General features: G+C 38.4%; 21 protein-coding genes. 2 read left to right on the top strand and 19 right to left on the bottom strand.

The annotated features are described in order from the left end of the window. Window positions 1-5: 5 nt before the first annotated feature. The 19 genes from IE199_RS02345 to IE199_RS02255 form a co-directional block, all read right to left on the bottom strand. Entirely contained in the window at window positions 6-662 is a 657-nt protein-coding gene (locus IE199_RS02345) for a class I SAM-dependent methyltransferase (protein ID WP_189767098.1), read from the bottom strand. Between the two features lie 8 nt (window positions 663-670). Continuing rightward, complete coding sequence (locus IE199_RS02340; protein WP_189767097.1) at window positions 671-1,330, bottom strand: class I SAM-dependent methyltransferase; 660 nt, start codon at window positions 1,328-1,330, stop codon at window positions 671-673. An 8-nt stretch (window positions 1,331-1,338) separates the two neighbouring features. After that, window positions 1,339-2,328, bottom strand: a complete 990-nt coding sequence (locus IE199_RS02335) for a GDP-mannose 4,6-dehydratase (RefSeq protein ID WP_189767096.1) — start codon at window positions 2,326-2,328, stop codon at window positions 1,339-1,341. Next, entirely contained in the window at window positions 2,321-2,890 is a 570-nt protein-coding gene (locus IE199_RS02330; protein WP_189767095.1) for an SIS domain-containing protein, read from the bottom strand. Before IE199_RS02330 ends, IE199_RS02335 begins: the two co-directional genes overlap by 8 nt. Before the next feature lie 8 nt (window positions 2,891-2,898). Then, window positions 2,899-3,840: an NAD-dependent epimerase/dehydratase family protein gene (locus tag IE199_RS02325; protein WP_189767094.1), complete on the bottom strand. Its 942-nt coding sequence runs from the start codon at window positions 3,838-3,840 to the stop codon at window positions 2,899-2,901. Continuing rightward, window positions 3,837-5,123, bottom strand: coding sequence for a hypothetical protein (locus IE199_RS02320; RefSeq protein ID WP_189767093.1), 1,287 nt, complete (start codon window positions 5,121-5,123; stop codon window positions 3,837-3,839). Before IE199_RS02320 ends, IE199_RS02325 begins: the two co-directional genes overlap by 4 nt. Then, window positions 5,117-7,177, bottom strand: a complete 2,061-nt coding sequence (locus IE199_RS02315) for an HAD hydrolase-like protein (RefSeq protein ID WP_189767092.1) — start codon at window positions 7,175-7,177, stop codon at window positions 5,117-5,119. The genes IE199_RS02320 and IE199_RS02315 overlap by 7 nt, the downstream gene beginning before the upstream one ends. 99 nt (window positions 7,178-7,276) lie before the next feature. Next, on the bottom strand, window positions 7,277-8,458 hold the full coding sequence (locus IE199_RS02310) for an acyl-CoA reductase (protein WP_189767091.1): 1,182 nt from the start codon (window positions 8,456-8,458) through the stop codon (window positions 7,277-7,279). Continuing rightward, window positions 8,442-9,512, bottom strand: a complete 1,071-nt coding sequence (locus IE199_RS02305) for a LuxE/PaaK family acyltransferase (protein ID WP_189767090.1) — start codon at window positions 9,510-9,512, stop codon at window positions 8,442-8,444. The genes IE199_RS02310 and IE199_RS02305 overlap by 17 nt, the downstream gene beginning before the upstream one ends. Beyond that, window positions 9,505-10,923 (bottom strand): AMP-binding protein, encoded by a 1,419-nt coding sequence (locus tag IE199_RS02300; RefSeq protein WP_189767089.1) that lies wholly within the window; start codon window positions 10,921-10,923, stop codon window positions 9,505-9,507. Before IE199_RS02300 ends, IE199_RS02305 begins: the two co-directional genes overlap by 8 nt. A 4-nt stretch (window positions 10,924-10,927) precedes the next feature. After that, window positions 10,928-11,659: an SDR family NAD(P)-dependent oxidoreductase gene (locus IE199_RS02295; protein WP_189767088.1), complete on the bottom strand. Its 732-nt coding sequence runs from the start codon at window positions 11,657-11,659 to the stop codon at window positions 10,928-10,930. Between the two features lie 8 nt (window positions 11,660-11,667). Continuing rightward, a complete protein-coding gene (locus IE199_RS02290) occupies window positions 11,668-11,919 on the bottom strand; it encodes an acyl carrier protein (RefSeq protein ID WP_189767087.1) in 252 nt (83 codons plus the stop codon). An 89-nt stretch (window positions 11,920-12,008) separates the two neighbouring features. Beyond that, the gene (locus tag IE199_RS02285) at window positions 12,009-12,563 is read right to left on the bottom strand and encodes a GNAT family N-acetyltransferase (RefSeq protein WP_189767086.1); all 555 of its coding nucleotides are present in this window, start codon (window positions 12,561-12,563) and stop codon (window positions 12,009-12,011) included. Between the two features lie 13 nt (window positions 12,564-12,576). Next, window positions 12,577-13,605 carry a UDP-2,4-diacetamido-2,4,6-trideoxy-beta-L-altropyranose hydrolase gene (pseG, locus tag IE199_RS02280; RefSeq protein WP_189767085.1) on the bottom strand — a complete coding sequence of 343 codons (1,029 nt, stop codon included), beginning with the start codon at window positions 13,603-13,605 and terminating at the stop codon, window positions 12,577-12,579. Then, window positions 13,602-14,267 carry a PIG-L deacetylase family protein gene (locus tag IE199_RS02275; RefSeq protein WP_229854489.1) on the bottom strand — a complete coding sequence of 222 codons (666 nt, stop codon included), beginning with the start codon at window positions 14,265-14,267 and terminating at the stop codon, window positions 13,602-13,604. The genes pseG and IE199_RS02275 overlap by 4 nt, the downstream gene beginning before the upstream one ends. Then, window positions 14,264-15,316 (bottom strand): pseudaminic acid synthase, encoded by a 1,053-nt coding sequence (gene pseI / locus IE199_RS02270; protein WP_189767083.1) that lies wholly within the window; start codon window positions 15,314-15,316, stop codon window positions 14,264-14,266. The genes IE199_RS02275 and pseI overlap by 4 nt, the downstream gene beginning before the upstream one ends. Beyond that, window positions 15,309-16,037, bottom strand: coding sequence for a formyl transferase (locus IE199_RS02265; protein ID WP_189767082.1), 729 nt, complete (start codon window positions 16,035-16,037; stop codon window positions 15,309-15,311). The genes pseI and IE199_RS02265 overlap by 8 nt, the downstream gene beginning before the upstream one ends. Window positions 16,038-16,104: 67 nt before the next feature. After that, on the bottom strand, window positions 16,105-16,884 hold the full coding sequence (locus IE199_RS02260; protein ID WP_189767312.1) for an SDR family NAD(P)-dependent oxidoreductase: 780 nt from the start codon (window positions 16,882-16,884) through the stop codon (window positions 16,105-16,107). Between the two features lie 10 nt (window positions 16,885-16,894). After that, window positions 16,895-18,508: an aldo/keto reductase gene (locus tag IE199_RS02255; RefSeq protein ID WP_189767081.1), complete on the bottom strand. Its 1,614-nt coding sequence runs from the start codon at window positions 18,506-18,508 to the stop codon at window positions 16,895-16,897. 212 nt (window positions 18,509-18,720) lie between these two features. Here IE199_RS02255 and pseB point away from each other — a divergent pair, with 212 nt between their 5' ends. Both pseB and pseC read left to right on the top strand, forming a co-directional pair. Next, window positions 18,721-19,716, top strand: coding sequence for a UDP-N-acetylglucosamine 4,6-dehydratase (inverting) (pseB, locus tag IE199_RS02250; RefSeq protein WP_189767080.1), 996 nt, complete (start codon window positions 18,721-18,723; stop codon window positions 19,714-19,716). Then, complete coding sequence (gene pseC / locus IE199_RS02245) at window positions 19,716-20,855, top strand: UDP-4-amino-4,6-dideoxy-N-acetyl-beta-L-altrosamine transaminase (RefSeq protein WP_189767079.1); 1,140 nt, start codon at window positions 19,716-19,718, stop codon at window positions 20,853-20,855. The genes pseB and pseC overlap by 1 nt, the downstream gene beginning before the upstream one ends. Window positions 20,856-20,879 lie beyond the last annotated feature (24 nt).

Genomic DNA, 20,879 nt, shown 5'->3' with positions numbered 1-20,879 from the left:
TCTCGCTACTTTATGCAAAGTGCTAATAAATAGTGTGCCATCGGATAGAAACCAGTGTGCACAACTTCATCATTCATAGAAAACAGAAAAACATGCTTAAAATGCTTTTCACAAACCTTCTTAAAATCTAGTCCTGACTTGCAATTAACATGACCTTCGATACTCTCAGGAGATGCGTACTTTTGCGACTCCAATGACGGAATTCCAATAATGGCAACGCCATTCTCGGTTAAAGAGCTTCCAAGGTTTTGTAAATACACATGTTCAAGTTCAGGGTCTATATGCTCAAAGACATCTAATGAATATGCAGCGTCATAATTTGCAGGCAGAGCCCCATCTAGAATGTTGTGACAAACAGCCTTTAATGGCCAACGTTCACATGATCGCTGCTCAATGTCTTGTATAAATGTTTCATCTACATCTAAAACCGTCAACTGCTCAACGTCTTGTTGTACTATTCGACTGGCAAATGCATCACCACAACCAACTTCAAGTACATGAGATTTTCCAGCTAGCATTTTTGCAACAAACTTATAACGAGCAAGAACAAAGGCAAAACGTTTTGGATCTTTATACCAAGTACCAGCACTCATTAAACCGAGTTTTATCTCAGGCGTCTCATTTAAAAAATCATACTGAGGCTCAAAAAACGACTTACTCATAACTGCTCCTATGGAATAAACCAATAATAGTCTCCGCTATATCCTGCTTCTTCGAATAAAGCGACCCATTCATCAACATGAAGAATAGTTTTAGCCGTTAATGCCCACTGAAACATTCTCTTTTTTTCTTCTTCGTTGCGATATGCGTCAACCGTGATAAACGCTTTTCCTTTGCTAACCCTTTCGATTTCTTTTATTGCATTAATGCACTCTTCACGTTCTAAGTTGTGCACTGTATTAATGCTAAAAACAACATCAAATTCGTTATCTTTAAAAGGGAGGGCTTTAGCATCGCCGATCTGTAAATAGGGTTTTACTTCTTCTTTTGCTTTGCTAATCGCATATTCAGAAATATCTAACCCCACTAAATGAGTCTGGGGTAATGCCTGTTTCAAGTCATACAGCATAAAACCCTTAGCGCAACCTATATCTAATATTTTTTCATTTCCTGATAACGAAAAATGTTCAATAAAATCTGGTATTACTGGCTGCCAAAATCTTGGGGCATAATGAAAGCCGCCATAACCATGAGTTCTATCACCATCAAAAAAAGCCTCACCATACTCCCTTGCGATTTCACGGTCAGCTTCGGTAATAACGTTTGCTCTTTCAGATGTATTTCGCTTAGCTTTTGGATAGTTTTTTAATAAATCTATTTCTATGCCCATATTATCTTTTATGCCTTATGGATATATTCTAATGGTTGTAAATTTAACACTTCTAAATTTCTTGTAATCCAATCAATACAGGAATCAATACCTGATTCCAAATCTATAACATCACTCCAGCCAAGTTCGTTTCGAAGCTTCTCTGAATTTAACCAATATGCGTGGTCTTTGCCTTTTCGATCGCCAGTTTCTTTAACTACCAAGTCAAAATTTTTGTTTAATTTTTTACAAATTAACGATACCAACTCTCTAATACTAACAAGCTCATTTGTAGAAATATGATATATATCCCCTAAACGCCCATTTTCGCCAATAAGCTGCGTCGCTTTTGAAACATCGCTTATATCTATGAATGAACGCTCAGAGAAGCCCCCCCCATGCAGAGCCAATTGCCTACCAGTTAGGGCATATAAAATTGTTCTAGGAATAATCCTATATAGCTGCTGCCCTGCACCATAAACATTCGCTGCACGAGTAAAAATAACGGGAAACTGGTAAACATCAAAAAAGTTGTGCAAACTCATATCAGCCGCAGCTCTAGACGTCGCATACGGTGTGCTTGGTTGATAAATTTTGCTTTCCAATTGTTCACCATTGGTAGTGCCATACACCTCAGGTGTAGAAATATGAATATAACGCTCTAAATAGTCTTTCTGTCTCAATATATTATGAAGCTTTATCGTTGACACAGTGTTAGTCATAAACCAGTGTTCAGGAAAATCCCAACTTTGCCCCACCATACTTTGAGCTGCAAAATTATAAATGTGACTTGGTTTAAATTTATCAATTAAGCTTTCTATTCTTTCTAAATGATGGTTTAGGTCAAGTTGGTGAAATTGCAGTGGCTTATTACCGTTCAACTTATGTGGTAAAAGCTCTTTAATTGGTTCTTGTGAGCGACTAATTCCAATAACTTCAATATCTTGTGCCAACAAGTGTTCACAAAAAGCAGAGCCTGAAAAAGAGTTACTCCCAATGACAAAAACAGGTTTAGTCATGTTGTTGATTCTCAAGTTGTTCGTTAAGTTGACGCATTAGCCAATGACCGATGATTACTTGTATATCTTCGGCAATTTGCATGTCATTTATATCATTATGAATAACAATATCTGCAAGCTCTTTGGCTTTCCCACCATTATAACCAACTAAGGCAATGCTGATTACCCCTAACTCCTTCGCTTGTTCAAGAGCATTAATAATATTGCGAGAGTTACCACTTCCAGAAAGTACTAATAAAACGTCGCCAGCTCGAGCTTTAGTGAGAAGTTGGTAGGCAAAAATATTGTCGTATCCTGTATCATTTGCAAGACAAGTAATAACTGAAGAGTTAGCAGGAAGTGCCTCTACATCAATTGCTCTCCCTTTAGGGTTAATACCGTAAGAAAAGTCATTGGCAAGATGTTGTGCATTACCAGCACTCCCACCATTTCCACAAATAAAAAGTCGCTTGTGTTCACGCCAAACACCAACTAATAAAGCTACAATAGCATCTACTTTTTGTTCATCAATGCGTTGTAGTTGTTGATACAACTGATCACTATATATTTGATAAAAACTCACGTCAGGTCCTAATGTAATTGATGCAATTGCATCCACTTTAAGTTGTACCAGCGATCTTCATCTATTAACTGCTGACTTTGATATGCTTCAATAATCTCTGTAACGGCATCTTCTACCGTTTTTTTAGGCTTAAATCCTGTGGCGAGTAATTTATCGGAGTTAATGCGGTAAGAGCGAGGGTCATTTGAAGGCGTTACTGTTATTTTAGCGCCTATTCTTTTAGCAACGTATTCAGCGATTTGTAAAATGGTTAAGTTTTCAAAACCAACATTATAAACGCCTGTTACATCAGGCCTTTTCAATAAAAATAAATACAAGTCTGTAATATCGTCAATATGCACATTAGGTCTAGATTGTTCACCTCCAAACACTGTAATTTCACCATTTTTAAGTGCTTGCATCGTTAACATATTAACTGCAACATCCAATCTCATTCGAGGAGACAAACCACATACGGTTGCAGGACGTACGATTTGCACTGTCATATCATTTTGATAACTCAACAATACCCGTTCTGCGACCATCTTCGTTTTGTTGTATTCTGAGATCGGCTCTAAAGTTAAATCTTCTGTTACTTGTTCTTCATCTTTTACACCATAAACGCTGCCAGATGACGCATAAACAAAATGTTTAATTCCTGCACGTTTGGCTTTATCTGCTAATTGCATAGTGGCAAGGGCGCTTACCTCCCAGGTTAATTTGGGATTGAGATCGCCACATGGATCATTAGCAATTGATGCAAGATGAACAATGCCATCTATACCTTCAAGGTCACCTTGCTCAATGTCTCGCACATCTTTTTTAACAACCGTCAAATTTTTGTGAGGGGTTATTTCACAACCAAACCATTGTGTATCCCATGCCAATACTTGGTAGCCAGCTGAAAGTAGCTTAGGTACAAGTACACTCCCCTTATACCCCGTTGCGCCTGTCACTAAAATTTTTTTCATAAGTCATTTTTCTTGTCTAAATATGTTTTAAAGGCTGCCCACATAAAATCACAAGTATCGGGTTGCCAGAAAATTTTTTGTTGTTTGTGCTGTGCCCAGAAGTATTGACTATCTCTTTCGTCGATAGCATAACGAAGTCTAAAAAACTCTTGTGTTGTACATAACAAAGATTCATCCACTAACTTAAAGACCATGTAATTAACCTTGTGGTTAAAACTAGCTAATGCAACTGGGCCGTTATTGACAAAAAAGTTCATCGCTGCACGCTCGTATAATGCCATTCTTATGCCAATATCTAAAGACGCATTAGAAAAACTTTGATATTTAGCAAGTTTTTCTATCGCTTTCTTACCACAGTTGGCCGTGTCTCGAATAATAACGGGCACAAATCCACAATTTTCTACTTTGGTCAGAAACTTGACGAGCTCATCAATATCGTTGTTTCTTTTAGGTTGGTCTAAGTACTCCCTAAGCGTTACCGTAATCAGGGGTTGATTATTGACTCCAAACATATCTTCAACAAATTTGGATGAACGAATATCAGCCGTAAAATATCCAATAGGTATATTCTTTGGCAACAAAGCTACAGGGTTATGAGTATCTTTAGGTCTGTTTAGATCAACCAGTTTAGGAAAAAGTGCTTTTTCATGTAACAATGCCTCTGCTTCTTCTCGATGCGCTAACACACTGCAACCAATTTTACTTGGTATTAGCGATAAAATAGGTACGAGTAATTTCTCTATTCGCTCTCGAAAGCTTTGCTCGGCGCCTTGATTGTAAAAACTGGCGTCACACAAGCGACCATATTTTAAAATGGGAGGAACTACAACAAAATGAATATTATCAAAGCCTTGTTCACGTCGATAATATTCGGCTGCATTGGCAAATACACAAACGTCGAATGATGCTGGGTTCATTTCCAAATCATAAACTGCATAGAGTGTTTTGTTTGGTTTAACTTGTCTCAACAATGACTCTACAGGCAGTACCGTATTATTGACGTTGTTATAACAATAGACTTGAGCAACATTTATGGTAGAACGCTTAATTTCACAATAGATCTCGTAAAAGTACTGTGAAGCAATCACCACATGATATTCACCACTTGGTAATGTTGAAAATGCAGCTGCGGTTTTATTTAAAAACCCCTCACCACCATGTGTAGTGCAAATACTATATTGCTCAGCTTGCAACTGAAAGTATTCTACCAATTGCTGGCTAGCTGCACCTGCCCCATATATGACTAACTGCGATATTGTTTTAAGGTCTACTCCGCCTACCATAAATAGTCCTCTAAAAATACGGTGTTTACATTATATTCAGACAGACTCTTTACTAATTGCTGCTTTCGCCCTATAACGGTTATGATTAATTCGTTCATCTGACTTGTGTAATCTGCCAACCTGCTGATAGATATAATTTTTGAGCCATTCAAATTTTCCCCATTCAATTTTTCATTGCTATCAAAAATAATAACTTCACGACCTTTAAAGTGTGGCAATATCAATTTAGTGCCACTACCTGCTCCATATAAAAAAATAGTATTCTCTGTAAGTTTTCTTTGGTTTATAAATGATAGAAAGCGATAGATCCCGCTCTGAGTGTTTGTTAAGTGGCTATTGACCTTAGCTTCAGCGTTCAATAACGAATTACTAAGAGGTTGATGTATATCATCAAGAACTGACGTGGAAACTTGTTGCAATTGAAATACTGAAAGTAATGTATCAGGCGTATACTCACAAACACTGATTAATCTGTTCAATGCCTCTTTTGCATCCCATGTCTTCCCACTTTCTTTGGTAAGTTTTAGTTTATCCATTACCCCTTGTTGTACAGTTAACCGTTTGTCATTTTGTACAAGAGAAGCTTCTGATAAAAAGATAGGCTGCCCATCATCATCAAAACCAATACAAGCGGGACTGATTTCACTACAACAATACTCAATAAGTTCTCTAACCTCTGCAACTTGATGAATCTTGTCTTTAAACTCATTGTCTCCATGAATAAACGCGCCGAGATTTTTAATCAGAGTATCAGTGCAAGTAAATAAATAACCAAACAAATGTTCATTTTGATTTTCTGCGTTTAATTTTTTGAATATTGAGCCACGCCAACCAACATCTACTAGACAAGTAATTTCACCTTTTTTGTTGTTGAGCTGCAAATGATTGTTTGCATTGGTTTGCTTTCTTTTAATATCGCCCTCAAAAATACTAACTAATTGGCGGTTAGATAAAAGCTTTGATACTACATCATTAGTTAACAAGTTTTTTTTTGAGTAGTTTTCTTTTTTAAGCCAGGTTTTCAAGTGTTTATCAAAAGAAGTATTCTCTAAACCAAACAAGGTGACAAGTGATAAAACACCTTGATTTGGATAATTACTAACAATTTCACCAAGGACTTTTTCATCAAGCTTTTTAGTGGTTAGTTGGTTGAGAATGATACGGTTTATATAGATATACTCTTTTGCACATTTTTCGTCTAAAAGTAACTTACTTGCCCTATATAGCAAGTGCCCGTCTCTTGCTAAAAACTTAAGAGACTTAATGTTATTTTCATCGGCGTATTGTTTTAGGTAATGAGTAAAAGCACCAATCACGGGGGCCATTACTTGATAGCCAAAAAAGTATAATTGAGTATCTTTTTCTAAATCACTTATATGTGAATCAACGTCAACCTGAAGAGCTTTGATACCAAGGGTTTTGGCCAAATGAACATCTGAATATGAATTATCCCCTATATGTAAGAGACATTCAGGTTCAACATTTTTATCAGTTAAAAGTTTTCGAAATAATTTTCCGCTTGCTTTATTTATTGAAAACTCACTAGAAATATAAACTTGGTGAAACAGTTCTTTAATACCAAGCTTTTCGAGAAAAACACTCATATCTTGCCGAGTGTAATAAGTATCACTTGTTAACAATAGTTTGACACCTCGATTAAACAAAGATGTCATCCAATTTTTAGCACCATTAATTAAGCGTAGATTATTCGCTTCTAGCAGTTTGCGTTTAGCTAAAAATTTTGAGAAATATCTATTATCAATGTTGCTTAGTTCAAAAGCCTTCAGATATATATCATCTATCGTTGCTTCTTGATCTCCACCTTGGTTGGCTGTTAGGTTTCTACAATATGTTTCAGCCTTGTCTATAGCAGAAAGAAAACTTGCCTCATCGATTAAACAACCATTAGCGTGAAGTTCCTCTGCAATAGCCTTCAATATTAATGAGTGCTCACTTACCTCTCGAATCACTAATGTATCGAAGAAATCGAGTGAAACATAATGATACTTTTCAATTTTTTCTTGAGGTATCTCACTAATGTTTGAATATATCAAATACTTCCCCTACCCAACTATAACTAATCAACGTAATTTTCTTCACCAAACGTTGGTGTTGCTAATTCATAAAACACGTTTTATTAAACCTCGTAGCAATTACACTTGCTCAGTACAATGTTGCTTAATTAAGTCAATGCCATCCCACACAGGTGTAAACTCAAGCGCTCTACCTAACTTTACTATTTGTCTATGTGGCCATTTCGTTTGTTTTTCTATTTCATTTTGCACATTGCAGCTTAAGTCAAACACACCTATTGTTTGACAGTGCGACAGCAGATTTATCGGTTCCAGAGACAGAACATTGTGACTTAGAAAAATAAATAAGCCGGGATGAGCGGTTAACAATTCACCGTTAAAATCATCACCTTCTATTACTGTCAAAGTATTGTCATTAAATCCAATAGCGCAGTTGTTATCTGTTAACAAACTCGCTTGTTGCAAAAATAAATAGCGCCGCAAACTGTCGCCGGCAGACAAGGTTAGTTTCGCTTTGGTTATTAACGCTGATACTTGCTGCCAGAATACTTTTTGCAATTCTTGCGCCGTATTTACCCAATAAACCACTTTTGGTGATGCACAAGCTTGTTGAAAAAATGGTTTTACATCAGCGGCAAATGCAGTAGCCGCTGCATTAATTTCAGATACATCGCTTAGCGTTAATATCGAGATGGAATATCTATCAGGGAAACTACAATCAATAGCGCCATTTTTAATGGGCAGTTTTTGTATTGCCGTAACGGCTTCGTTACCCCCCCAAATCACTCGAACATCTGCGAACTTGCTCAACAGCGCAGAAATTTCAGAGGACTTTTCATAGGTAAAAATGACTAAGCGCTCAGCGAGTTTTTTTCCTAGCGGATGACAATTTACAAATTCATTTAACATGGCAAGTAAAGGCGCTGCCGCTTGATGATTTTGATGACTTACTCGCACCATAGTTAAGTTCCCTGTCACTACGGAAATAATGGCTGAATAAAAAAACAAGGTATCAACGTTACCTGGAGCAAAATGAAGTGATATTCCTCGGCCATGTAAACTTCGATACTGCGACTTAAGCATTAGTAAATGTTGCTTTCTCAGCCAAAAGCCAACAGCAATAATATTTGGCAGCTCTCGACCATGTTCTCGTAAAAAAGCCCCTAGCTCAGATAATACATCGAGTACTTCATCAGAAAATGCATTTATGGGCTTTTGTTGAACAAATTGCTCAAGCTCAAATTCATGGTTAATAGGAAACAGTAGTTGTAAATTATTGACCAAATTAAGATTGTGTATCACTGCACCCCCTAATTTCAGCGCGTTTAACGCGCCCCGTCACCTGAAAATACTTCCCTTTTCGCCCACAAGGACAATCGTCGATGCCAACTAGAAAACCGGTATCTTCGGTAAGAATTTTGTGTCCTGGGTAACTGGTAGGTAATAAGGAATGTAATTCAATGATACCGCTTTTCTTTATCGGTAACGGTATCAAGTTATCAGGTGAGACTACATGAACATCGCTCCACGTAGGGCAATGCAAATGACCTTGTTCACATTCCACATGAATGGTGCCAGTTTGCTCAACCATGCCATAAAAATTGTGGACATTTACCGCACCAAGGTATTGTTGAGCCGTTGTTTTAAATTGCTCATTTGATACCGCTTGGTCAATAAGCTTCTTCCAACCACCGCTATGTAATAAAAGCGCATTACTGAGCTCAAAACGTTTTTGGTTTTTATCCAAAAGCTGCAACAAGTATTGCCACACCATAAAAGTAAAACCAAAGATGAAAATTTTTTCATCTTTATATTGTTCAATAAAACCTTCAACGCATGGCCAGTTAATACTCATGTCTTCATTTAATGCATAGGTATGATGGTGCCCAAACAAAGATAACCCTTGAATACCAACACCTCGAGCAGAATATGAAAACCGGTCCTTGATCACATTTGGATGATCTATGATCAACATAGGTAATCGCTTATTCCCTAACCATTCTTTAACAATACTGCTTAATATTTTTTGCTGACGCGCGATATTTGTTTTATCCAGATAAATTTTCGACACTTGCTGGCCAGTAGTGCCTGACGAAGTGGTGACCTTAAAAACATCGTTTTGTTGTATAGAGCGCAGTTCATGAAGTTTAAACATGCTGGTATGTAGGGGCGGCGCTTGCTCAAATGTTTGCTCAGTTAAATGAAAAAAATCGAGAATGTTTTGATATGGCTGACAATGTTCATAATGATGCTTAACGAGCTCATTACCATATTTTGCAAAAATGGCCGCCTTTTCTTCGTGCGATAGCGCATAAGGAGCTAGAGAGATTAAGTTATGCCATGCAGAGTTAATCACTACAATCTCCTTTTAGACATTGTGCGGTTATGCTTGCATAATCAACTTTCCCTGACGACAATCGAGGCAAACTTGTCAGTAATCTAACAACTAACATACTGCCATGTAGTTTTAGAAATTGACCAAGCGCTGATTTTAGCGCTTTACTATCCAATTCAGTTGCTCCTGGCCAAACAAGCAACACAAACAACTTTTCATCTAGTTCTATTACAGCAACACTTTCAATTTGAGAATTTTGCTCAACAATATATTGTTCAATCTCGTCTAGGTTAATTCTAATACCTTGGGCTTTCGCGATTCGTTTTTCTCGTCCTGTTATATAAAAATCACCGTCATCATCAAAATATGCAAGATCGCCTGTCGCCAATTGTTCAGATGATTCAGTAACGACAAGATCATCACGTTGTTGTGCATAACCTAACATCACGTTTTTTCCCTGATAATATAGCTGCCCCTTCTTCTTTGGCTCCGTAATTAAGCAACCTTTATTATCTAATAACCACAACTTACCATTTGGAATTGCTTGTCCAATCGAGTTAGGTTTAGCTAGTGCTTTATTAGGCGGCAAATAACTGATTCGCGCAGTCGCCTCTGTTTGTCCATACATGATAAACAACTGTTTGTGATTATCATGACACCAAATCGCCAGTTCCTCGGCATATTTTTCTGGTAGTTTACCACCAGCAACCGCAAAGTATTCAAGACAATGCAATTTTAGTCGAGCTAAGCCCAAACGACTTAACATGGCAAATTGATGAGGAACCCCATAAAAACAATGGGCTTGATGCAGTTCAAATAACTGCCAAAAATCTTTAGTGACAATACTACTAGCACTCAACACAAGTTGTGCACCACTAGCAAGATGGGTATGTAAAATGGATAAGCCAAAACTATAGTGAAACGGTAAGGTGGTAATGGCAGTACCTTTTATCGGTAAATAGGTACAAATTGCCTGGCAATTGCTGGCTATGTTTTCCACACTTAATTTGACCAATTTGGCGCTCCCGGTTGAGCCAGAGGTCGAAAGTAACAAAGCAAGATTGTCTGCTATAGGAGTATCAATAGGTTGGCTCGTCTTCCGCCAAAATAAATTGCCGTCATCAATCACCATATCAAATTGATAACGTTCAAACCAATTATCTAACACGAGTTGCGACGTTTCGGGATCAATTAACCATGCTGTATGTCCTATACGTAAACATGCCAGGTAATAAACAACAAAATCGATACTTGGCTTAGCTTTAATTAATACCAATAACTTTTTATCAATGGCTAATGACTGTTGAGCAAGTTTTATTGCCGCTTCAAGTTCTTTATAACTTAACTGACGGCCTGTTTGGGCACATGATAGCGCTACGTTGTCAGCATAGCAGTTTGCAAGAACATCGGTTTGCCAAAAGTATTGATTCATTGGGCTAAAGCCTAAGCCCACCATCAACCGAAATAATTTGCCCGGTAATGTAGCTTGCTGCTGGTGATGATAAAAAGCAGGCCACCTTGGCAATATCGTTTGGCGTACCTAAACGTTTAAGTGCTACTTTGCTGGTCAGTGATTTTCGCTGTTCGTCATCGTAATGAGCAACTAAAGGTGTTTCGATAAAACCTGGAGCAATTGCATTGACACGAATGTTTAATGCGCCAAGCTCTTGTGCTAATGACACAACTAAGCCGTCTATTGCCGCTTTACTTGCACAATAGACTGATTGTCCCGCTGCCCCCTGTTTAGCAACAATAGAGCTCATTAGGGTAATAGCGCCTTTTTTCTGACGGATCATTAACTTGCTAATTGCTTGGGTAACTTGAATACTGCTGATGATATTAGTGCTAACGAGATCAGTAATTTCTTCTGGTCGTGTCATCATAAGCGGTGCTTCATGCATCATGCCCGCACAATGCACCATTACATCAATTGAACCCACTTGTTTTCTCAGGGTATTACACATAGCATTGATTTGTTCTGGCTGATTAAGATCAATACATTGCATCGTAGTACTAGCGCTGAATTCACTCTCAAGTGATTTTTTTAGCGTATTTAGTTTATCAAGGTCGCGCCCTACAATAATCAAGTGAGCACCTAATTTAGCATATGCACGGCAAACAGCTGTGCCAATACCGCCGTATGCGCCTGTAACCAGAACATTATCCATATTAGCCCTTAACCATCAAACGATAATGAAGGTTGATATTTGGTCAATATTTCTTTTGCTTTTTTCACTGAACTCATATCGATAATGTCATCAATTTCAAACATAACATCAAAGTCAGCTTCCAGTTGTGCAACAAGTATCATATGTGCCGTTGAGTCCCACTTAGGATGTTCGCTATAAGTAAGTGAATCAACAACCTCTTGCGGTTCAATTTCTAAAGCGACGGCAAATGCTTCAATTAAGGTTTGCTGAGCTGGCATGTATATTCTCTTCTTGTTTAATATGTACGAGCGTTATCCTAGATTATTAGCGCTACGCCTTTGACAATCAACGGTTTTATGAAATTTGCCTAGTAACGGGACAATAATCCACCTATTTTACTTGTCGCTTGCTCAAACTGCTGTGCGCTAAGGTGCATGGTCAATATTTCTTCGCTCGATCTTGTTGAGTCAATGACATAACCTAAACTTTTGTTATACCTCAACGCACTGGTATTCTCCGTTAACACTTGCGCTGTAAATTGTTCACATTGACCTTGAGAAAAAAACTCATCAAGTAAAGCAAGCGACGGTGCAAAGGCTAACAGGCTACTTTTTAGCTGACTGGCCGGGTCTAGGTATAAACCTGGTTCAATAAATTTAGCTTGATAAAGAGCTTGGTTATCTAATGACTTTGCATAAACCACACCAAATTCTTGGTCACGAAACGTAACCATGTAGTAGCATTCATTCAATTTTTGCGATACTGATGAAAACCAAGCTTGCTGTTGTTCTGGCGAAATAAAATCTTGTGAAAACATAAATCTTGAAACCTCAGGGTGGTTTCGCCAGCAACGAATAGTTTCTATGTCTTTTTCAGCAATTGGTGTTAACGAAACACCATACTTATTAATTGTGCTAAACAAATTCGCTCCTGTACTACCAACGTATGATTTCAGTGGCAATTCTTTGCCCACCATCAAGATCAACGAGCCCTTGTGTGGCACTATACATTTTATTTAGTTGCGCTTTATTTTTTAAAAGCTCAATTGCCATACTTATTCCTAACCTTACTTGTTGGTCATCCAATCCATTAACTACGTTACACCAGCCTTTTAATTGGTGCTGCTGCGCCGACATGATTTGGTTATCTGCGACCGTAAAAAACACACTAGGTACACGACAATAAGCTAGTTCATAGACTATACTGCCAGGTGCAGCAACAGCAAAATAACAATCATTAAGCAATTCAGCCATATTGTTGCATTGCTCTGTATAAGTGAAACCGTGTGTTTGTGCTAGCGCCTTTAATCTGCTTTTGTTTGGTGCTAACTGCCCGACCACCACTTCAATTTGCTCAACTATTTTCTTAGGTAATTTAGCAACAAGTTGTTGGCACACATTAAAAGTTAAGCCGCCAATATCACTACCACCAAAACACACTAATATTTTCTGTTTTTCAGCCAATGGCTTTACTTTAATGTGATGAAATTCTTCTCTTAAAAGTGCAAAAGATAATCCTAAAAAAGCTTTTTCCAGATAGGGTGAATTCTGATACATCAGTTGATGAGCATTAGGAAGTGCATTGATAACACCATGACAATAAAGATCTTCAAGTGATTTAGTATCATCAAATGCAATCAGCTTTACCTTAAAGTTGCTCAGTTGCTGCCGATAGGCACTGTCGAAGTGATAACCATCAAGTAACACAATGTCAATTTGATAAACAGCGATAGTTTTTTCTATTTGAGTAAGTTCACTATCAATGGTCTTATCTGCTAAAAGAAGGTAGGTAACACCTGACTTTGTCAATTTTTCTATGAAAAATGAGGGCAATTCTTTGGCGAGAACGTAAACCTCAACACTGGCTTTTTGTAAGGCTTGTATCAAAGCAAAACAGCGCATCGCGTGGCCTGTACCCATTTCTGCATTAGCATCAAACCTAAATAATACCCGTTTATTTATCATGTTAAATGGCGCAATACCTGAAATGCTTCAGCATATGAAACCCCGATACGCATGCCGTGGTAGTTAGCGAGTATTTTTATACCTTCGACAGAACGAGGATGAGGAAATGCTCGAAGTTCGTATTGATAACACTGCATTGCGGTAATTTTTTGCTCTATAAAGTCACTAACATCAACAAACCAATTGGCAGAAAATTTTTGCTCGGTAAATTGCCATTCTGTACTAGATAACACTTCAAACGTTAGAATAGTTTTTACCGAACAATCAGGTTGTGGCCTAAAGGCCGTTTGTACCGCTCTACAGGTAAGCTGATGGTCAATGTTTAAGTCACTGGCATTGTGGGTATAAATAATATCAGGGCTTAAACCTTGGGTTTTATTTTCAATACACTGCACAATATCTAATAACGCGACACTATCTAGTTGGTTATCAGGAAAATCACACTGAACCACCTTATGGATTCCTAGGGTTTTAGCTGCATTACTTAATGCCAGCTCTCGTGATGCAATATCGGTATCATTCGCCCCCTCTCTGGCGGAAACTCCATTAGTTAACACTAACAAATGAACCTGATCACCTTCAGTTACATGTTTTGCAATAGTGGCACCACAACCTAAAACTTCATCATCACTGTGAGCCGCTACAACTAATACTGTTTTCACTTGATATGCTCCCATGTTAGGGCTGTGCCGAGAGTTGCGTCTTTTGTTACCCTTGAGCCTAACACCTGTTGCCAATATTTAGGTGCTAAACCAAAACCAGGACGCACAATTCGAAGGTTTTCTGCAGATAAAATATCGCCTTTTTTGACATCTTTACTGATATAAATTGAGCGTCGGTATTTTTTAGAATCTTGTTCAATAACGGTACCGCCATAGGTAACCATACCAACAGCTTCAAACGCTCTTTTACTTTCTCTCACCAACATGGCTAATTCTTCGGGCTCCAGTGAAAAGGCTGCGTCAACACCACCATGATCTCGTGATAACACAAAATGCTTTTCGATAACGCAAGCCCCCAGCGGTACACTCGCCAAAGCGACTCCCAGTCCTAATGTATGATCTGACAAACCAACAGGACAATTGAAGGTATTGGCTAAATGGGTAATGGTTGCCAAGTTAGCCTCACTAGCCAAGGCAGGGTAAGCACTAGTACATTTTAGTAGGACAAAATCACTACAACCGTTAGTACGCAGGGTATCTACCGCCTCTGATATCTCAGTTAGTGAGGCCATACCGGTCGACATGATGACGGGTTTCCCTGTTTGGGCAATCCGTTTTATTAACGGCAAGTCGTTATTTTCAAAGGATGCTATTTTATAACATGGCACATCAAGTGTTTCTAAAAAGTCTACCGCTGAAATATCAAACGGTGAACTAAACGCAATTAAACCTTTGCTTTTTGCATAGCCAAATAGCGCTTCATGCCACTCCCAAGGAGTGTAAGCTTGTTGATAAAGTGTATGCAACGATTGACCTTTCCAGAGGTTATTTTGTTCATCAATTTGAAAGTCGGGCAACTCACACGCTAAGGTCATGGTATCGGCAGTATAAGTTTGTAATTTGATGGCATGTGCACCTGCTTCTGCAGCGGCATCAATCATGCTTTTTGCGTAGTCAAAAGACTGGCCATGATTACCAGAGAGTTCTGCAATTACAAAGGGAACATGTTGTTGACCAATACTACGGCCGTCTATATATATTTCATTCATCACTTATTTCTCTAAAAAGCACAGTGGCTTTTATTCCTTCCGCGGTTTGCTTGGCATCAGAAAATTCCGCTCGAATTTTTTTCCCTTGCATATATGCCCTGGGGTAGCCTTGAGCATCTAACATTCGAATATGATCATATATTTGAATTAATGGGGCTTTTTCTTTAGTGGATTCAGGATGCAAGTTACTGCCATCAATAAATAACGGTGCAATATCACTTTGCGCTTGATTTCGACGGACAAATATTTCTGACTCACCACTTTGTGCTTCAGGGGTTATGTTATGTTTAATAATCAATTCAATTAAAGAAATTACTAATTCGTCTGCCCGAGCAAAAATTTCAGTGGCAGAACCCTGCAATGATAAAGGTAACTTGGCGTAAATAGGCCCTGCATCCATAGAGCCCATACACTTAAACGCCGTTAATTGTGTGCTTGTTTTACCTCTTACAATTAAGTTTTGTAAAGGGCTACCACCTCGCCCATAAGGTAAATCTGTCATATGAAACATGACACATTGAAAACGTTCCGTTATCTCTTTTGCGATTTTATAGGACCAATGGGGAACAAAAACAAATTGGGGGCTTAGTTCCTGTAACACAGACGCAGTAAATTGCTCTTCATGTTTAATCCAATGCCAATCACCAGGTATTAAACGGCACAAATGCTGATAAGTTACGCTATGCCTACCTTGCTCTGACAAAAATACGTATGAATGCATTTACTCTCCAGTTTTCTTCTTTACGCTTTTAGCACAATAGAACTGTATTGGGCTTTAGTATTTAAACTCACCAAGCTGTCCAGCCACCATCAACTGAAATATTTTCTCCTGTGACATATGATGACGCTTTAGAGGCCAAATAGACAATAGCGCCTTTAATTTCATCAGGTTTGCCAATACGCCCCATAGGAGATTTATCCTGTAATCGACTGATAAACGCTTTGTCTTGTTGCACAATTTTATTGGGAAATGGCCCTGGTGCGATGGCATTTATTCGAATACCTTGTTTGGCAAATTGCACAGCACAGTACCGTGTCCACTGCAATAGTGCCGCTTTTACTGCACCATAAAATGGTGGGTTTGAGCCTTGTTCTGACTCGTAAATAGCAAAATCAGGTGACACTAGACCGTACATAGAAGCGATATTGATGCAACTAGCATTATTGTCTTCAATCACCCCTTGTTCAAGCAGTGGCAACGTGAGTTTAAACAATCGTTGCACACTAACCAAGCCAATGTCATAGGCGTCATGGTATTGTTGCTCAGTAGATGTTTTTATTGTTCCACCAACCCCAGAATAAGCATTATTAACTAATACATTTAATTTATGTAAATTTGCTTGTTCAAAATATTGGGCAGTTGCATCTTTATCAGTGATATCAAAACATGCCTCTTTAACGTCATAAGATAGGGAATTTAGTTCAGCGGCTAATGAAGCAATTTTGTCCTTATCTCGCCCTTGTATAATAACTTGAGCGCCAGCTTCTGCTAATGCGTAAGTAATTGATTTGCCTAAATGCCCATAAGCACCTGTAACTAGAGCAACTTGCCCTTTAAGTGAAAACATATCTATCACATTAACTCTCCCATAGTGCAGGGTTCAGCGTTTTTTCATCTAACATAGGCTTGTTTTTACTTATCTCATTTAACTGCATCTTGGATAATTTTATTTGGTGAAACGTTTCCAAGTTATTTAAAAGTTGTGGCAAAGAGTCTATACCTAACACAATCTTATCCACCCAAGGTTGTGCATTAACATAAGCCAAACATAGCTGCTGCTTGGAGTCACAATGACAGTGTTGAGCCATTTTATCTAGCCAAGTTAAAACGTCTAAGGCTTCTTGTTGATTGAGGTGAGCTTTTTGCCAATGCATGAGATCACTAGAAACTAATAGCCCTTGCAAGAAGACACTGCGCACGTGAATTGAAATAGCAGACTGCTTTTTTAATTCTATTGTTTTGTTGATAGCAACATCCCATCGATGGTCTAACACATTAAATGGCATTTGAATGATATCGACTTGGGGTAATGTTAAAGCCCTTTCCAATTCTTCCGGTGTTTGGACTGATATACCAATCTGCAAAACTTCTTTTTGCTCTTTTAAATTCACTAAATATTGCCAAACCACCCCGTCATCGAGATAGGCATGCTCTAATCTATGTAGCATTAAAGAGCTTAGGTTTTCTTTTAAGTTGTATACCGACTCTGCCAGTGACTCTTTCACCTGCTCAATAAGCGGCTGTTTATTAATGTCGGTCAAAGGAAGCAAATTAGGCGTTAGTTTAGTATTAATAGAAAATGGTTTATCTATTAAACGAATACACTGACCAATACGCTGTTCACTCTCTCCATAGGCTTGTGCACTATCAATGCATTTAATTCCCATTTCATATGCAGTGTTTAAAAATAAATTTAGTTCATCAACAGACATCATTCCAGATTGATTGTTAATGCCGTAATCTAACCCTAACTGAGCGCCACCAAGCATGATTTTACTTGCTTTGTGTGCTTGTGCTTGTTTATTTAATCGTTCGCTAAGTTCAAGCCAGGATATATCAATAGGAGAGCTAACATCTTCAAATAGTGCCGCTATTTTTAAATAATCATCTAACGTATCCACAGTACAAGACAAACTTTCCATGTTTAACTCACGATACTTTTTACACAAATGGTTTTCATAGGTAGCGTAAATAAAAGGCGTTACATGCTCTTTCGAATAATCATCTTTAACTTTGTGATAAGCTTCTCGCAGATGGTGTAACTTAAAAACCTCAGCTGAAACACCATATGGCAGACCACTTCCTGCTCCTGTTGTACCGACATAATCAAGTGAGTACTGTAAATAATAATCAACTAACTCATCAATAAATTGACCATCAGGAAAAACATTGTCGCCGGTTAATCGGACAATGATGGTTTGATCAGTATATTGCTCTGTCGCTAATACAAACCTTTTCAGGGTATTGTCTAAGGACCCACGAACAACGTTAACATTAGCAAGCTTTAGGGTACTGGCCAACATGTCGTCACTGGCTTGATTAGAAGTTGCAACGACCACTTCTAGCCCAGTATTTGCCGCTCTTTTGGCTGCCAGTACAATCAAAGGAATTCCGGCGACAGGTAATAGTACCTTGGCAGGTAAACGGGTTGAGTTTGTTCTCGCTTGTAATATACAAACTATTTTGGACACAAAATTTCCATAAAACTTAAAGCATTACGTTTTAATTATACAAATTACAGACCAACTTGGGTAATTTACCTAAACTTGTACCGTTTGCCCTTGAAAGTTAAAGGTTGTCAGGAGATGAAATCTAAAAATAACTTTCGTAATAGTCAGGGCTAACGTATATTTAAAGCATATGATAAGAAATATATGATTTATCACCAAATACAAGGTTTTAAATGTTCAACGATAAAAACATTTTAATAACAGGCGGCACAGGTTCCTTCGGTAAGTTATACGTTAAAACAATCTTAGAAAGATATTCCCCACGTCGTATTGTTATTTTTTCACGAGATGAGTTGAAGCAATATGAAATGCAGCAAGTCTTCAACCAGCCCTGTATGCGTTATTTTATTGGTGATGTTAGAGATAAAGAGCGCCTTCATCAAGCGATGAATGGCGTTGATTACGTGATTCACGCTGCAGCACTCAAACAAGTACCAGCGGCGGAATATAACCCAACAGAATGCATAAAAACCAATATTACAGGTGCTGAAAATGTTATTTCAGCGGCAATTGCCAACAACGTAGAGAAAGTGATTGCGCTTTCAACTGACAAAGCCGCAAACCCTATCAATTTATATGGTGCAACTAAACTTGCCTCTGACAAACTATTTGTAGCTGCCAATAATATGACGGGTGGGCATGATACCTATTTTGCGGTAGTGCGTTATGGCAACGTTGTTGGCTCTAGGGGCTCTGTTGTCCCCTTCTTTAAATCACTAATAGACAATAATACAGATCATATTCCTATTACCCATATGAACATGACAAGGTTTTGGATTACTCTTCAACAAGGGGTTGATTTTGTATTAAAGAACTTTGAGAGAATGGGAGGTGGTGAAATCTTTGTCCCCAAAATCCCATCTCTACGGATAATCGACCTTGCCAAAGCTATGGCGCCCAATATCCCTATAAAAGTTGTCGGCATTAGGCCAGGGGAAAAATTGCATGAGGTTATGTGCCCTGCTGATGATTTTTACCACACCCTAGAGTTTGATGATCACTTTGTTATTACGCCAACAATAAGTTTTACCCGTCGCTCTAACGATTTTACTACCAACAGAATAGGTGAGGTTGGCCAAGCAGTTAGTGAAGGTTTTGAATATAACTCCAAAGATAATCCAGACTTTTTAACGGTTAAGCAGTTGCAGCAAATTCACGGCGAAGATTAATGATTTTATATGGTCAACAGATCATCTCAGAACAAGACAAAGAAGCAGTATTAGACGTTTTATCTTCTTCTCATCTTACCCAAGGTAAAATGGTTGAACACTTTGAAGAAAAGCTTGCCAACTATTGCAGTGCCAAATATTCCGTTAGCTTTACCAATGCCACCAGTGCCTTGCATAGCGCTTGTTTAGCTCTTGGCGTTACAAATGGAGATATCGTTTGGACAAGTCCTATATCCTTTGTAGCCTCTGCAAACTGCGCTATTTATTGTGGTGCCGAAATTGACTTTGTCGATGTAGAATTGGCAACAGGCAATATGTCAGTCGATGCATTGGAAGAGAAGCTCATTCATGCCCAAAAGATTGGCAAATTACCAAAAGTGGTAATTCCCGTGCATTTAGCGGGACAAAGCTGTGACATGGAAAAAATTCATGCACTAAGTAAGTGTTTTGGATTTAGCATTGTAGAAGATGCTAGTCATGCCATAGGCGGAAAATACCAAAATATACCGGTAGGAGCTTGCCAATATTCAGATATTACAGTGTTTAGCTTTCATCCAGTTAAAATTATCACGACAGGAGAAGGCGGTGCTGCACTGACTAACTCAAGCCAATTACATGACAAACTCAGAAAGCTCAGGAGTCATGGAATTGATAGCAATGAGGCCATGAGAGCAGAGCATGGACCATGGTACTATGAACAAGGTATGCTGGGCTTTAATTACAGAATGACCGATATACAAGCAGCTCTTGGTACCTCTCAGCTTGAGCAGATTGAAAACTTTATAGATAAACGTCACCAACTTGCTAGCCAATACGATACCCTGCTGAAAGGCTCTCAATATGCGCCTCTCAAACGTCAACATAACACCATATCAAGCTTTCATCTTTATATTGTGCAATTTCATGATTGGTCTCTGGCTAACAAAAAGATTATTGTCTCTAAACTACGTAGCCAAGGCATTCAAGCACACGTACACTATATTCCTATTTACAAGCAACCATTTTATCAGCAATTGGGGTTCAATTCTCACTATTGCTCCAAGGCCGAAAACTATTATCAGATATCAATGACCCTTCCAATGCATCCTGCACTAACAGACAAAGACTTGAATATCGTCACCAGTGCCCTGCTGGGTTAAGAAATAGGAATAGATATTGCTTAT

The sequence above is a fragment of the Thalassotalea marina genome (genome assembly GCF_014656435.1).
Classification (GTDB): Bacteria; Pseudomonadota; Gammaproteobacteria; order Enterobacterales; family Alteromonadaceae; genus Thalassotalea_C; species Thalassotalea_C marina.
Note: the sequence above shows the minus strand (reverse complement) of the source record. Positions and strands in the feature narration are given on the sequence as shown.